Below are 14,594 nucleotides of genomic sequence, written 5' to 3'. Positions count from 1 at the left end.
AGCTTGAAAGCTAGTACCGATGACCCGCTCGCCGGTGTACCGGCTCTCCCCTGATTTGGATGGCCTGTGGCTAAGGATAGTTCGGAATCGCAGAGGTCAAGGGCGGATGGCGGATTAGTTGCGCGCTACCGTTCGTCTGGTGTTGCGTCAGCCCGCGTAGATCACGGGCTAGAGCGGTAGAAAAAAATTATTCGGCGTTGCCCTGGGCGATTTCGGCCGGGTAGATGTTGCGCCACAGTTCGAAGCCACCATCGAGGCTGTAAACGTCTGAGAAACCCTGGCTGACCAGGTAGGCTGCGGCGCTCTGGCTGGAGTTGCCGTGGTAGCACACGACCACTAGCGGTGCATCCAGGTCGGCTGCGCGAATGAAATCGGAAATGGAGTGGTTGTCCAGGTGCACCGAGCCGCTGATGTGGTTCAGGGCATAGGTTTGCGGGTCGCGGATATCCACTACAACGGCGCCTTGTTCGCGCAGTGCCTGGGCCTGTTCGGGGGGGATACGTTTGAATTCGCTCATGGCGGACTCCTGGTTTGTCGGTCGGCTCCGTCTAGCAGACGGGCAGGGATTGGGTGGAGGCGGGCGCCACATGGCCATGGGCGTCGCAGTCGCAGTTCAGGCGCAGTCCGGTGTCGACGTTCATCAAGGTCATGGAGCCGCCCCAGACGCAGCCGCTATCCAGGGCAATGATCCCGGGTTCGTTGCTCTGGCCTTCGAGGGCTGCCCAGTGACCGAAGATGATCCTGATCTCCCGGGTCTTGCGCTCCTTGTGGCTGAACCAGGGGGCGTAGCCCGGTGGTGCCGTGTCCAGGCCTTCCTTGGTCTTGAGGTCGAGTTTGCCTTCGCTGGTGCAGAAGCGCATGCGAGTGAAATAGTTGGTGATGACTCGCAGGCGGGTGATGCCCTTGAGGTCGTTGTCCCACTTCGCCGGGTCGTTGCCGTACATGCCCTCCAGGAAGGGTTCGAACAGGCTGTCGTCCTGCAGGGCGAGCTCGACCTCGGTGGCGTATTTCTGTGCTTTCTTCAGTGACCACTGGGGGGCGATGCCGGCGTGTACCAGGGCGGTCTTGCGTGCTTCGTCGTAGTGCATCAGCTTTTGCTGGCGCAACCATTGCAGCAGCTCCTCGCAGTCCGGGGCTTCGAGGATTTCCCGCAGGGTGTCGGACTTTTTCAGGCGCTCGACATTGCGCCAGGCGGCCAGCAGGTGCAGGTCGTGGTTGCCCAGCACGCAGACCAGCGAGTCGCGGATGGAGTACAGGTAGCGCAGGGTTTCCAGGGACTGCGGGCCGCGATTGACCAGATCCCCGACCAGCCACAACCGATCCCGAGCAGGGTCGAACGCCACCTGCTCAAGCAGGCACTGCAGCGGTTCCAGGCAGCCTTGCAGGTCGCCAACGGCGTAGGTGGCCATCAGTGCAGCGCTCCGGGGACCGCGAGGCGGAACGGCGCGATGATGGCGTCGAATTGCTTGCCGTCCTCGGCCAGCATTTGATAGCTGCCCTGCATATTGCCAACCTGGGTGGTCATCACCGTGCCGCTGCTGTAGGTGTGGCTCTTGCCGGCGGCGATCAGTGGCTGTTGGCCGACCACGCCGGCGCCGCGCACTTCTTCTACATGGCCGTCGCCATCGGTGATCACCCAGTGCCGGGACAGCAGCTTGGCGGGTAGCGAGCCGTTGTTCTGGACGGTGATGGTGTAGGCGAAGGCGAAGCGATTCTGTTCGGGTTGCGATTGGTCGGCCAGAAAGTGGGTGACGACGCTGACGTCGACCTGATAGCGAGGATCGGACATGCAAAGGGCCTTTAGAGCAAAGCGGACGCGGGATAGAAGCTGACGCCGGTCAGTCTAGGTCAAGTAGCGGGTAGTAGACCAGCCATCCTGGCTGGCGTTCTGCCCGCTGTCGCTTGCCGGTAATTGTCAGTTGGCGGCGGGCTTGACCTGATCGGCCAACTGGTCGGCCAGGCGTACGAAGGCTGCCAGGTCGAGCTGCTCGGGACGCAGGCTGCCATCGACGCCGGCGGCCTCGATTTCGGCGCTGCTCAGGAGCGCCTTGAGGGTGTTGCGCAGGGTCTTGCGACGCTGGTTGAAGGCTTCGCGGACGATACGCTCCAGCAGCTTGTGGTCCTTGGCGGGATGCGGCAGCACTGCATGGGGCACCAGGCGCACGATGGCCGAGTCGACTTTCGGGGGCGGATTGAAGGCGCCAGGGCCGACGTTGAACAGATGTTCCACGCGGCAGTGGTACTGGACCATGATCGACAGGCGGCCCCAATCGCCACCGCCCGGTCCGGCGGCCAGGCGCTCGACTACTTCCTTCTGCAGCATGAAGTGCATGTCGCGGATCAGGCCGGCGTTATGCAGCAGGTGGAAGATCAGCGGGGTGGAGATGTTGTAGGGCAGGTTGCCCACCACCCGCAGGCTGCCGGGAGCGGCACCCAGGGTGTTGAAGTCGAACTTCAGGGCATCGCCCTGGTGCAGCTTGAAGTTGTCCCGGCCAGCGAACTGCTGGTTGAGGATGGGCACCAGGTCCTTGTCCAGTTCCACCACGTCCAGTTGTGCACCGCTGCCCAGCAGGCCTTCGGTCAGGGCGCCCTGGCCCGGGCCGATCTCCAGCATGCGGTCCAGGGGCTTGGCGTTGATGGCCCGCAGGATGCGGTCGATGACGCCGGCGTCGTGCAGGAAGTTCTGGCCGAAGCGCTTGCGCGCCCGGTGCTGGTATTGCTCGGTCATATACGGTTCTCGGCCATCTGGTAGGCGGTTTCCAGGGCGACCTGCAGGCTGCCGGTATCGATCCTGCCGCTGCCGGCCAGGTCCAGGGCAGTGCCATGGTCGACCGAGGTGCGGATGATCGGCAGGCCGAGCGTCACATTGACGGCCGCGCCGAAGCCTTTGTACTTCAGCACGGGGAGGCCCTGGTCGTGGTACATCGCCAGCACTGCGTCGCAATGCTCCAGATATTTGGGGGTAAACAGAGTGTCGGCCGGCAACGGACCGCGCAGGTCCATGCCTTCTTGGCGCAGACGCTCCAGGGTGGGTTCGATGATGTCGATTTCTTCGCGGCCCAGGTGGCCGCCTTCGCCGGCATGGGGGTTGAGCCCGCAGACCAGGATGCGCGGTTGGGCGATGCCGAATTTTTGCTGCAGGTCGGCATGCAGGATCCGCGTGACCCGTTCCAGGCGCTCGCTGGTGATCGCATCGGCGATGTCCCGCAGCGGCAGGTGAGTCGTCACCAGGGCGACGCGCAGGCCTCGGGTGGCCAGCATCATGACCACTTGCTGGGTGTGAGTCAGGTCCGCGAGAAACTCGGTGTGCCCGGAGAAGGCGATCCCGGAATCATTGATCACGCCCTTGTGTACTGGCGCGGTGATCATTCCGGCAAAGTGCCCGTCCAGGCAGCCCTGGCCGGCACGGGTCAGGGTCTGCAGGACGAAGGCCGCATTGGCCTGGTCCAGCTGGCCGCTGACCACCGGCTTGCCCAGCGGAGTATCCCAGACGTACAGGCTGCCTGCCGGAGCGGGGGCATCCGGTAGATGGTTCGGGTCCACCGGTAGCAGGTTGACGGCCACTCCCAGTTGCGCGGCCCGCTCGGTGAGCAGGTCGCGGCTGGTAATGGCAATCAGGGGATGCGGCTGGAGTTGCGAGGCGAGCAGCAGGCATAGGTCAGGGCCTATACCCGCCGGTTCGCCGGGTGTCAGGGCAAAACGTCTGGGGTTCACTGCGCGGCCTGTTCAGCGCCAGGCAGCTTGATCTCGACGTAGGCCTCGTCGCGGATCTGCCGCAACCAGGTCTGCAGCTCTTCATCGTACTTGCGGTTACGCAGGACGGTCATGGCTTGCTGTTCACGAGCCTGGCTGGTGCTGTCGGTGGCGCGACGGCCAAGGACTTCCAGGACGTGCCAGCCATAAGGGCTCTTGAACGGCTTGGACAGCTGGCCTTGTGGAGTCTTGGCCATGACTTCGCGGAACTCAGGTACCAGGGCGTTCGGATCGACCCAGTTGAGATCGCCACCGTTGAGCGCCGAGCCCGGGTCTTCCGAGTAGCTCTTGGCCAGTTCGGCGAAATCTTCACCGGAGCTGATGCGGTCGTAGAGTTTCTGCGCCAGGCGCTTGGTCTCTTCTTCGCTGCGAATCTCGCTTGGCTTGATCAGGATGTGGCGCACGTGCACTTCATCGCGCACCTGATTGCCGCCACCACGCTTGTCTACCAGCTTGAGGATGATGAAACCGCCTGGAGTGCGGGCTGGCTGAGTAATGTCACCCACGGCCATGGCACTCAGTTCACGGTCGAAGGGCGGTGGCAGTTGAGCGGCTTTACGCCAGCCCATGTCACCGCCTTCCAGGGCGTTGTCGCTACCGGAGCGGGCGATTGCCAGCTGGCCGAAGTCGGCACCCTGCTTGAGCTGCTGGTACACCTCCATGGCCTGGCGGGCAGCACTCTGGATCGCTTCGGAGCTGGCGCTTTCCGGCGTCGGGATCAGGATGTTGGCCAGGTGCAGTTCTTCGGAGAGCTGCATCTTGCCCAGGTCCGAGGCCAGGAAGTTCTTCACTTCCTGTTCCGATACCTGGATGCGTTCGGCCACACGGCGCTGGCGCACACGGCTGATGATCATCTCGCGGCGAACCTGGTCACGGGCGTCGTCATAGGACAAGCCATCGTGGGCCAGGGCGGCGCGGAACTGCTCGATGCTCATGCTGTTGCGCTGGGCAATGGTGCCGATGGCCTGGTTCAGCTCTTCGTCGGTGATGCGGATGCCGGAGCGCTCGCCAATCTGCAATTGCAGGTTCTCGACGATCAGGCGCTCCAGGACCTGCTGTTCCAGGACGCTGGTAGGCGGCACACCACCGCCACGCTTGGCGATGGTCTGCTGGACTTCATGCACTCGTTGATCCAGCTGGCTCTGCATGACGACATCGTTGTCGACGATCGCCACCACCTTGTCGATGGACTGCACCGCAGCGCTGGCCGCAGTGCTCATGCTCAGGAACAGCGCGCCCAGCATCAGCGGGCGCAGACAATCAGAAAGCTTGGTCTTCACGTTCACGATAACCTTGGATGCCTTTGTCGAGGAAGCTCTCTACTTTGGTGCCCATGACGCCACCGAGACCCTTCAGAACAATTTGGAGGAAGATGCCGCGGTCGCCACTTTCGTTTTGCGGAGCGTTCTGACTGAACTCGTCGTACTTGACCCAGTAACGGTTGATCAGGCGCAGTTTCCAGCAGCAGTTGTCGTACTCGAAACCACCGAAGGCCTCGAGCGTGCGGTTGCGGTTGTAGTCGTACTGCCAACGGCTGATGACGTTCCACTGCGGCACGATCGGCCAGATCACCGAGAAGTCGTGCTGCTGGATCTTGTAGTAGTCCTTCACGTAGCCAGGCTTGCCTCGGACTCCGTAGTCGCCACTTCCAACTTTCCAGGTACCGCTGTTCTGGTCGTAGCGGATCTGGTCGTTGCGATAGCGGTAGCCGACGTTGACCACCTTGTTCGGGTTGTCTTCCGGCTGGTAGTGGAGCATGGCGCTGCCGGAGCGCGGGCTGCGGCTGTCCGGGTCCCAGTTGTACTCGGCAGTGGTGCGCCAGTCGCGGTTATAGCGGTATTCGTACTCAAGAGCATAAGGCGACACGTTGGACTTGGCGTCGTCGCGGGTACGGTAGTCGATACCCGGCAGCTGGACGGTACGGTCCCTGAAGTACAGGGCTTGGCCGACACTGATGCGCTGGCGCTGGAAGCCGTTGTCTTCGATCCAGCGGCTGGTCACGCCCAGGGACAACTTGTTCTCGTCGCCGACGCGGTCGGAGCCGGAGAAGCGGTTGTCGCGGAACAGCGATGCATAGTTGAAGGTGTATTCACCGGTATCGAATACCGGAATGTCTTCTTGGTTCGTCTCTGGAACATAGAGATAGAACAGGCGCGGTTCCAGGGTCTGATTGTAGTTCTTGCCAAACCATTGGGTCTGGCGGTCGAAGTACAGGCCACCATCGATGCTAGCGATCGGTACGCTGCGGTTTTGGTTGCGACTGTAGTCTCCACCGACATAGCGGGCTCCGATCGAGGCTGCGTAGTTACGAGCATCGACAATGCCTTGTTTGCCCTTGCTATCCAAGTCTAGGTCGTACTGGGTGTACATGTACTTGAGAGACGGTGTCAGGTAGCCATAGCTCCAGTTCAGCGGCAGGCTGACGCCAGGCTTGAGGTTCAGGCGATTGCCATTGGCCCGAGCCAGGCCGGCCACGTTGGTATCCAGTCGAGGAGTGCCTACGGCTACTCCGTCTACGAATGGGCCACCGTCCTTATCGAAGTAATTGCCTTTCAACAGATCCCGCTCAAAGCGCACCACTTCGGTTTCATAGGTGAAGTCCAGGCCTTGTGGATGGTAAGGCAAGGCACCATTGAAGGTGATCTGTGGCAGCCGATCGTACGGTGTAATGTTGGAGACGCTAGCTAACTGATACGCCTGTACATTCAGGCGTGCAGTGTAGTTGTCGCCACGGTAGGTCACGACGCCTTGCTGGTTGACATAGTCGGCGGACTTCACGCCGATCTGGTCGGTCTGCAGGTCCTGGAAGTAGTACGGGTCGCTGATCTTGGTGTAGTCGACTTCGGTCATCACCCGCGAGTCGAGCCCACCCTTGTGCTGCCAGTTGAGCATGTAGCGGGTTTTTTCGGAGTCGGTCTGCTTCCGCCGATCGTCGCTCTCGTCGTTCAGGTAGGCGCCGCCGAACTGCCCTTCGCTGTTCTTGGTCAGGTAGCGGAATTCGCCTTCCACCAACATGCCGCGCTTGGCCATGTAGCGCGGGTACAACGTGGCATCGTAGTTCGGTGCCAGGTTGAAGTAGTACGGGGTCACCAGGGTGAAGCCGCTATCGCTGTCGGTGCTGAAGCTTGGTGGCAGGAAGCCGGATTGACGGCGATTGTCGATCGGGAAGTAGATGTACGGGGTGTAGAGGACCGGGAAGTCCTTGACTCGCAATGTCACGTTGGTCGCGGTACCGAAGCCGGTGGCCGGGTTCAAGGTGATGTTGTTGCCCTTGAGCTGCCAGGCGTTACTGCTCGGTTCGCAAGTGGTGTACGTACCGTCCTTGAGGCGGATGATGGCGTTTTCCGCACGCTTGGCGTACAGCGCGCTACCGCGTACCCGCGACTTGTGCATCACGTATTCGGCGTTGTCGACCTTGGCCTCACCGGTGTCCAGCTGCACGTCGGCGTGGTCGCCGACCATCAGCGTACCGTTGTCGCGGATGCGTACGTTGCCGCTCAGTTCGCCACGGTTCTCCGCCTGGTACAGATTGGCCTCGTCGGCCTCGACCTGCATGCTGCCCTGGCGCATGACCACGTCGCCGGCCAGGGTCGCCACCTGCTGCTCCTGCTGGTAACGCGAAGCCTTGGCGCCGATGAAGGTCGGAGCATCACTTTTCTTCGTCGAATCATTCATGCCAGGACGAATTGGTTCGATATAGGCACCAGAGCAGTAAGGACCGGTCTCGGCCAGTTGCGCTGCGGTGAGCTTCTCGCGCGGTACCCAGTCGAGGTGGCTGTAGTCCGCGCTGCGGGACTTCAGGCCGCGGCCCTTGGCTTCGGTCACCAGGACCGGCTTGTCGCCGGCAACCTCGCCTGCAGTCCCGCTTTCGCTGGAGCTGATGGCATTGGCGTCATGGACCGGGCGCGGAGGCAGTTGGGCTGCACTGGTTTTTGGCGCACAGGCCCAGCCGCCGGACGCAGAGACCGAGCAGTCATACTGTTCCGCGGCGACCACGAAGGAAGTGGCTAGAGGTTGCAGGGCCAGCAAACTGCCGGTAACCAGCAACGGGAATTTTTTACGAAACGCGGGGGATTTCAATGCCATCTTATTAGTCCGGGCTTCCTGCGTGCCATCTGCCCGCGGTGTGGGCCGCACGCCTCTCGATGGTCTGAAAAAGATGCTGGATAATAAAGCATGACCCGCTTGACGGCTAGGGCCGTCGGAGACCCTTGTAATGCCTGACCAAGATGTACGCTTGCAACACCTGAAAGTTTGGCTCGATGAGCAGTTGGCGATCGTTTATGCAGCACAGGGCTGGGGTGAAGTCCCCCCGGCTACATTGGTCGCGGCCAGCAGCGACGCGAGTTTCCGCCGTTATTTCCGTTGGCAGGGCGCTGACCGCAGCTTTGTGGTGATGGACGCTCCGCCCCCCCAGGAAAACTGCAAGCCCTTCGTCGATATCGCCGGTTTGCTGGCGAGTTCCGGCATCAACGTGCCGAAAATTTATGCACAGGACCTGACGCGCGGGTTCCTTCTGCTCAACGATCTGGGCAACCAGACCTATCTGGATGTGATCGACGAGCACAATGCCGATGGGTTGTTCGAGGATGCATTGCAGGCGTTGCTGGCGTTTCAGCAGTTGCCCATGAGCGCGCCACTGCCCAGCTACGATGTCGCCCTGCTGCGCCGCGAACTGGAGCTGTTCCCCGAATGGTATGTCGGCCGTGAGCTGGGGATTGTCATGGATGAGCAACAGCGCCAGCAGTGGCAGCGAGCCAGCGACCTGCTGATCGACAGCGCCCTGGCCCAGCCCAAGGTGCTGGTACACCGTGACTATATGCCGCGCAACCTCATGCTCAGCCAGCCGAACCCAGGGGTGCTGGACTTCCAGGACGCGGTCTACGGCCCGGTCACCTACGACATCACCTGCCTGTTCAAGGATGCATTCCTCAGCTGGCCGGAGCCTCGTGTGCGCGGCTGGCTGGACACCTACTGGAACCAGGCGCGGGGAGCGGGTATCCCGGTCCAGGAAGACTTCGAGGAGTTCCTGCGGGCCAGCGACCTGATGGGGGTCCAGCGTCACCTGAAGGTGATCGGTATTTTCTCGCGGATCTGCCACCGTGACGGCAAGCCCCGCTACCTGGCCGATGTTCCCCGCTTCCTGGCTTATATAGAGGCTGTTCTGGCCCGTCGCCCCGAGCTGGCGGAGTTGGAGCAACTGCTGCGCAGCCTGGAGCAGCCAAGGGGTGCCCAAGCATGAAGGCAATGATCCTGGCCGCTGGAAAGGGCGAGCGCATGCGCCCTTTAACCCTGACCACGCCCAAGCCCTTGCTGCCGGTGGCGGGCGTACCGCTGATCGAGTATCACCTGCGGGCCCTGGCGGCCGCGGGCTTTCGCGAGGTCGTCATCAATCACGCCTGGCTCGGCGAGCAGATCGAGGCGGCTCTTGGCGACGGCCAGCGCTGGGGCTTGAGCATCCGTTACTCGGCCGAAGGCCAGCCGCTGGAGACCGGCGGCGGGATCTTCCAGGCGTTGCCGTTGTTGGGTGAAGAGCCGTTCCTGGTGGTCAATGGCGACATCTGGACCGATTATGACTTCGCAACCCTGCGCCGCCCCCTGGCCGGCCTGGCCTATCTGGTCATGGTGGACAACCCGGCGCATCACCCTACGGGGGGCGACTTCTGCCTGGAGAACGGCCTGCTGCACGATGGCCAGCCAGGAGCGGCGACCCTGACCTACAGCGGTATATCGGTACTGCATCCTCAACTGTTCCGGGATTGCGCTGGCGGTGCTTTCAAGCTGGCGCCCCTGCTGCGTGAAGCCATGGCCCAGGGCCAGGTCAGCGGCGAGCACATGCACGGCCAATGGATCGATGTAGGAACCGTCGAGCGCCTGGCGCAGGTCGAAGACCTGCTGCAAGCGGGGCGCTGATATGTGGTGGCCAGGGACTCTGATAGGAGCCGGGGCGGGCTTTGCCATTGCCAGCATTCCGGGGGCCATGCTCGGTGCATTATTGGGGCAGGCGCTGGATCGGCGCCTGCAACTGTACAACTGGGCCCATGTACGCGAGCGCCTGGGTGGTCGACCGGCGCTGCGCAACGATGAATTGCTGTTCGTACTGCTTGGGCGCCTGGCGAAAAGCGACGGCCGAGTGGGCGACGGGCATATCCAGCAGGCGCGCCAGGAGATGCGCTCGCTGGAGATGAGCGAAGTCGCGCAACGCCGGGCGATTGCTGCATTCAATCGGGGCAAGTCGGGCAATGACCGCCTGCGCGGTTATTTGCGTCGCCTGGGAGAGCAGCCCCATGCCGCCGAAGGCGTGTTGCGTGCTTGCTGGCGCATGGTCTGGGCCGACGGTCGAGTGGGTACGGCGGAGCGCGAGCTGATCCAGCTCTGGGGCAAATGGCTGGGTTGGACCAGCGAGCAGATCCAGGCATTGGCCCAGGACTATGGTCCCGCCAGGAGACATCCGGTCGAAAGCGCCATGACTTACCAAGAGGCGCTACGCCTGCTGGGTGTCGCGGCGACCACCGAGCCTGCGCAGATCAAGCGTGCCTACCGGCGGTTGCTCAGCCGCCACCACCCCGACAAGGTCGCCGGCAGCGGTGCTACGCCGGAGCAGGTACGGGAGGCTACGGAGAAGACCCGGGAGCTGCACAGCGCCTATGCGCTGGTACGCCAGCGCCGGGATTTTCGCTGAGGGTCGATGCACCAGGGTCGCTGCCTGTCCGGCAGCGGCCCGGCGTCTTCAGCTCTCGCTGTTTTGTGGGTTGAGCCAGCCACGCACCCGGCGGAACAGCTGTTCTTGCTGAGCGCTGTTGTTGCCAGGCAGGGCCTTGAGGGCAATCTGGCTGAAGTTCGAGTGCTTCAGGCGCTTGCTGGCCTGCAGGCGCTCCAGGGCCGCTTTGCGCGCGGAGGCCTGGTCGACATAGAAAAAGTCGGCGGTGGCCAACTTCAAGGTCTGGGTCAGCTCCACCAGTTGCGGTTTGCCATTGGCCGGTGACTGTGCGGCCACCATCACCAGCTTTTGCACTTGGGATGGTTGTTTTTCGCTCAAGTAGCGAGCGGCCCAGTAGGCACCGGTGCCATGCCCCAGCAGCACGATGCTGCGGGCATTCTGCTGTTCGGCGAAGGCCAGGGCCGCGTCGACCCGGGCGAAGATACGCTCGGCGTCGGCCTTGACCTGCTCCTCGGTGGTTTCGGCGACCGGATGATCGGCCACCTCGGCTTCACCGCCGGCGACTTGCTCGATGGGTTTGGCTTCGGTGCTGGCGTCCTTGGCGGTATTGGCTGTATCGACCGGCGCAGGCGTCGTCTCGACGATCCGTGGCTGGGCTGCTTCGCTTTGCATGTCCGGCAGGGTCAGGCTCAGGCTGCCCCAGTCGGTATCCGGCAACTTGTTGCGCAACGGCGCAATGACTTGCGGCCAGTCTGCGCTTTCGCCGGCCCCGGGAATGATGATCACCACGCCCTTGGGTTCGCTGGTATTGGCCGGTTTCCAGAGTGCCAGGAAGCTGCTGGCGCCAGCCTGCAACTGCTGTTGTTCCTGGGCCGGTAGCTGGCGCTCCAGGGCTGCGGCCTCTTCCAGGCTGCGTTCGGGCAACGGCTGGCGCTGCTCGGGTTGTGGCTCGGTGGGCTTGGCCTGCTCAGCCGGATCGGCGGCTTGTGCAGAAAAGGTCCAAGGCAGGATCAGCGACAGGCACAATGCGGACAGTGCCGAGCGGTGGACAAGGGACATCGGATATTCCAGGCCAGAATTAATTCCGGCAGCCTAATGGGTTGGTCAGTATTTGTCAGGGTGTGAGACTTCGGATGATGCGCTTTCGCTGCCTTTTGCTTATCGGCTGCCTGTGCCTTCCCTTGATAGGCAAGGCCGCACCCGCGCCCCATGGGCCAACCGCGCCGCTTGGCCACGAGCTGCGCCAGTGGCTGGAACAGCACCCCGAGTTGCGTGTCGGCTTGGTGCTGCAAGCGCCTTTCGCCCAATACGACCGGCGCCTGCAGCGGTTGTCCGGGGCCAACGTCGAACTGATGCAGGCCCTGGCCCGGACCCTGGGCATCGAGCTGAGCTGGCGTAACTTTCCCGACCAGGCCCAGCTGGAACAAGCCCTGCACGATGGCGAGATCGATATGGCCCCGGGCTTGACCCAGACCCCGGCGGGGCTGCGCCTGTGGTTATTCAGCGATCCCTACATGCGCGTCCCGCAGTTGGTGGTGGGGGAGCAGAAGGGTTCCGGTGCGGTGGAGCTGGAAAAACTCGACGCCCAGGCCCGGGTAGCGGTGCGCATGCCCAGTGCAGTGGCTGACTATCTGCGCCTGACCTACCCCAACCTGAATTTGCAGGGCGTGCCCCAGGAGCGCCAGGCGTTGCAGTTGCTGTTCAGCCAGCAGGCCCGCTATGCGGTGGTGGATGAGGCCCAGCTCAGCCGTTTATCGGCACAAGCGGAGTTCGCCGGGTTGACGGTCGTAGGGGATATCGGTCTGCCGCAGTTGCTGCGGGTCGCCACCCGTCGCGATTGGCCGGAGCTGGCCAGCATCGTGCAAATCGCCCTGCGGACGATTCCGGCCAAGGAGCTGGAGCAGGTGCATAACCGTTGGTTGCAGCCCAAGTACTCGCGCCTGGGCGAGTCTCCAGGCAACTGGCGTAGTCTCAGCCTGTTGCTGGCGTTGTGCCTGTTGGCCAGCCTGGCGGCGGTGTTCTGGCAGCGGCGCCAGCAGCGCGGGCTGGAGCAACGGCTGTTGGCCGCGCGCGAAGACATTGCCCTGCGTGCGGCCAGTGAAGAGGCGCTGCGCCTGACCCAGTTTTCCATCGACCAGAGCACCGTGGGCATTCTCTGGGTCAATTGGGACAGCCACATACGCTACGCCAATCGCGCCGCCGAGGAGATGCTCGGTTATCCGCCGGGGGCGGTGATCGACCGGCCACTGATCGATTTCGAGCCCAACCTGCACATGGACCGCTGGCTCAATCTCTGGAGGCGTGCCCGGGCCAGCGCGGAGGGTGCACAGAGTTTCGAGACTCAATGCGTGCGGGCCGACGGCAGCATCCTGCCGACGGATGTGTCCCTGAGCTTCCTGCGTTTTCGCCAGAGCGAGTACCTGGTGGTCTATCTCACCGACGTCACCGAGCGCCGTCGCGCCCTGGCCGCGTTGCGTGAGAGCGAAGCGCGCCTGCAGGGCATCGCGGCCAACGTACCGGGCCTGGTGTTCCGCCTGGAGCGGGCGCCGGTCAGCGGGCAGATCGACTTCGCCTACATCAGCGAGGGCAGCCAGACCCTGGTGGGCTATTCGCCTGCGGTGCTGGCCCACCGGGACAAGGGCCTGCGCAGCCTGGTGCACCCTGATGACAAGGCCAGTTACCACCAGACCCAGGACCAGGCCCTGGACACCGACAGTGACTGGTCCTGGCAGGGGCGTATCCTCACCCGCCAGGGCCAGCAGCGCTGGGCCGAGATCAAGGCGATTACCCGGCAGCTGGACGACGGCACCTTCGTCTGGGACGGCATCGTCTGGGACATCAGCGAGAGCAAGCGCATCGAGTTGGAGCTGGCCAGTTCCCGCGAGCAGCTGCGCGAGCTGTCGGCGCACCTGGAGAGCGTGCGGGAAGAGGAAAAGGCCCGCATTGCCAGGGAGGTCCATGACGAACTGGGGCAGATGCTCACTGTGCTCAAGCTGGAGACCTCCATGTGCGAGCTGGCCTACGCCCAGCTCGACCCTGGGCTGAATGAGCGCCTCAACAGCATGAAGCGCCTGATCACCCAACTGTTCCAACTGGTGCGGGACGTGGCCACGGCCTTGCGCCCGCCGATCCTGGATGCCGGCATCGCCTCGGCCATTGAATGGCAGGCCCGGCGTTTCGAGGCGCGCACGCAGATTCCGTGCCTGGTGGACGTGCCGGAGAACCTGCCGCGCCTGAGCGACGCCAAGGCCATCGGCCTGTTCCGGATTCTCCAGGAAGCCCTGACCAACGTTATGCGCCATGCCCAGGCGCATACTGTGGAGCTGTCCCTGGTGCTGGACGGACCTCAGTTGTGCATGAGCATCAGCGACGATGGCCTGGGGTTCGATACCAAGGCCACGCGCCCGACCTCCTTTGGCCTGGTGGGCATGCGCGAGCGGGTGCTGATCATGGGCGGTAGCCTGGCGCTGCACAGCGAGCCGGGGGAGGGCACCAGCCTGACCGTCCGTGTGCCCCTGGACCTACAACAATAACGAGGAGAACCGCGTGATTCGTGTACTGGTAGCCGAAGACCACACCATTGTCCGCGAAGGCATCAAGCAACTGATCGGCCTGGCCAAGGACCTGACGGTCGTGGGGGAGGCGAGCAATGGCGAGCAACTGCTGGAGACCCTGCGCCAGGTGCCTTGCGAGGTGGTGCTGCTGGATATCTCCATGCCCGGGGTGAACGGCCTGGAAGCTATCCCACGGATCCGCGCCCTGAGCGATCCGCCGGCGATCCTGGTGCTGTCGATGCATGACGAGGCGCAGATGGCCGCCCGAGCCCTGAAGATCGGCGCCGCCGGCTACGCCACCAAGGACAGTGATCCTTCGTTGCTGCTGACTGCAATCCGCAAGGTCGCCGCCGGTGGGCGCTACATCGATCCGGAACTGGCGGACCGCATGGTCTTCGAGGTCGGCCTCACCGATGCCCGGCCACTGCATTCGCTGTTGTCCGAGCGCGAGTTCTCGGTGTTCGAGCGCTTGGCCCAGGGTGCCAATGTCAATGACATCGCCCAGCAACTGGCCTTGAGCAACAAGACCATCAGCACCCACAAGGCGCGGCTGATGCAAAAGCTCAACGTCACCTCCCTGGCCGAACTGGTGAAGTACGCCATGGAACACAAGCTGCTCTGAGCCA

The 14,594-nt window shown here is 63.1% G+C and carries 13 protein-coding genes; 5 read left to right on the top strand and 8 right to left on the bottom strand.

Going from position 1 to position 14,594, the window contains the following annotated elements:
• Positions 1–187: 187 nt before the first annotated feature.
• The 7 genes from glpE to ATY02_RS33525 all read right to left on the bottom strand — a co-directional run bounded on the left by glpE (position 188) and on the right by ATY02_RS33525 (position 7,839).
• Positions 188–517: a thiosulfate sulfurtransferase GlpE gene (glpE, locus tag ATY02_RS33555; protein ID WP_068575596.1), complete on the bottom strand. Its 330-nt coding sequence runs from the start codon at positions 515–517 to the stop codon at positions 188–190.
• Positions 518–548: 31 nt separating this feature from the next.
• Positions 549–1,409 carry a symmetrical bis(5'-nucleosyl)-tetraphosphatase gene (locus tag ATY02_RS33550; protein WP_068575594.1) on the bottom strand — a complete coding sequence of 287 codons (861 nt, stop codon included), beginning with the start codon at positions 1,407–1,409 and terminating at the stop codon, positions 549–551.
• Positions 1,409–1,789 carry a Co2+/Mg2+ efflux protein ApaG gene (apaG, locus tag ATY02_RS33545; RefSeq protein ID WP_068575592.1) on the bottom strand — a complete coding sequence of 127 codons (381 nt, stop codon included), beginning with the start codon at positions 1,787–1,789 and terminating at the stop codon, positions 1,409–1,411. Before apaG ends, ATY02_RS33550 begins: the two co-directional genes overlap by 1 nt.
• A gap of 126 nt (positions 1,790–1,915) precedes the next feature.
• A complete protein-coding gene (rsmA, locus tag ATY02_RS33540; RefSeq protein WP_068575591.1) occupies positions 1,916–2,728 on the bottom strand; it encodes a 16S rRNA (adenine(1518)-N(6)/adenine(1519)-N(6))-dimethyltransferase RsmA in 813 nt (270 codons plus the stop codon).
• Positions 2,725–3,714, bottom strand: coding sequence for a 4-hydroxythreonine-4-phosphate dehydrogenase PdxA (gene pdxA, locus ATY02_RS33535; protein WP_068575589.1), 990 nt, complete (start codon positions 3,712–3,714; stop codon positions 2,725–2,727). The genes rsmA and pdxA overlap by 4 nt, the downstream gene beginning before the upstream one ends.
• Complete coding sequence (gene surA, locus ATY02_RS33530; protein WP_141698194.1) at positions 3,711–5,033, bottom strand: peptidylprolyl isomerase SurA; 1,323 nt, start codon at positions 5,031–5,033, stop codon at positions 3,711–3,713. Before surA ends, pdxA begins: the two co-directional genes overlap by 4 nt.
• Positions 5,014–7,839, bottom strand: a complete 2,826-nt coding sequence (locus ATY02_RS33525) for an LPS-assembly protein LptD (RefSeq protein WP_068575585.1) — start codon at positions 7,837–7,839, stop codon at positions 5,014–5,016. Before ATY02_RS33525 ends, surA begins: the two co-directional genes overlap by 20 nt.
• 130 nt (positions 7,840–7,969) lie before the next feature.
• Between ATY02_RS33525 and ATY02_RS33520 the strand changes: the two genes are divergently transcribed.
• Genes ATY02_RS33520 through ATY02_RS33510 form a run of 3 tightly spaced genes read left to right on the top strand, consistent with a single transcriptional unit; the run spans position 7,970 to position 10,435 of the window.
• On the top strand, positions 7,970–8,995 hold the full coding sequence (locus ATY02_RS33520) for an aminoglycoside phosphotransferase family protein (RefSeq protein WP_068575583.1): 1,026 nt from the start codon (positions 7,970–7,972) through the stop codon (positions 8,993–8,995).
• A complete protein-coding gene (gene murU, locus ATY02_RS33515) occupies positions 8,992–9,666 on the top strand; it encodes an N-acetylmuramate alpha-1-phosphate uridylyltransferase MurU (protein ID WP_068575581.1) in 675 nt (224 codons plus the stop codon). Before ATY02_RS33520 ends, murU begins: the two co-directional genes overlap by 4 nt.
• A 1-nt stretch (position 9,667) precedes the next feature.
• Positions 9,668–10,435: a TerB family tellurite resistance protein gene (locus ATY02_RS33510; RefSeq protein ID WP_068575579.1), complete on the top strand. Its 768-nt coding sequence runs from the start codon at positions 9,668–9,670 to the stop codon at positions 10,433–10,435.
• Positions 10,436–10,483: 48 nt separating this feature from the next.
• On the opposite strand, the gene ATY02_RS33505 is transcribed toward ATY02_RS33510, so the two are convergent.
• Entirely contained in the window at positions 10,484–11,473 is a 990-nt protein-coding gene (locus ATY02_RS33505) for an alpha/beta hydrolase family protein (RefSeq protein WP_068575577.1), read from the bottom strand.
• A 74-nt stretch (positions 11,474–11,547) separates the two neighbouring features.
• On the opposite strand from ATY02_RS33505, the gene ATY02_RS33500 reads away from it, so the two are divergent.
• Together ATY02_RS33500 and ATY02_RS33495 are read left to right on the top strand one after the other, a co-directional pair.
• Positions 11,548–13,947, top strand: a complete 2,400-nt coding sequence (locus tag ATY02_RS33500) for a PAS domain S-box protein (RefSeq protein WP_068575575.1) — start codon at positions 11,548–11,550, stop codon at positions 13,945–13,947.
• A 13-nt stretch (positions 13,948–13,960) separates the two neighbouring features.
• Complete coding sequence (locus ATY02_RS33495; protein WP_068575573.1) at positions 13,961–14,590, top strand: response regulator transcription factor; 630 nt, start codon at positions 13,961–13,963, stop codon at positions 14,588–14,590.
• Positions 14,591–14,594: the final 4 nt, after the last annotated feature.

Origin of the sequence: Pseudomonas sp. BIOMIG1BAC (assembly GCF_001705995.2) — a bacterium.
Lineage (GTDB): Bacteria > Pseudomonadota > Gammaproteobacteria > Pseudomonadales > Pseudomonadaceae > Aquipseudomonas > Aquipseudomonas sessilinigenes.
Note: the sequence above shows the minus strand (reverse complement) of the source record. Positions and strands in the feature narration are given on the sequence as shown.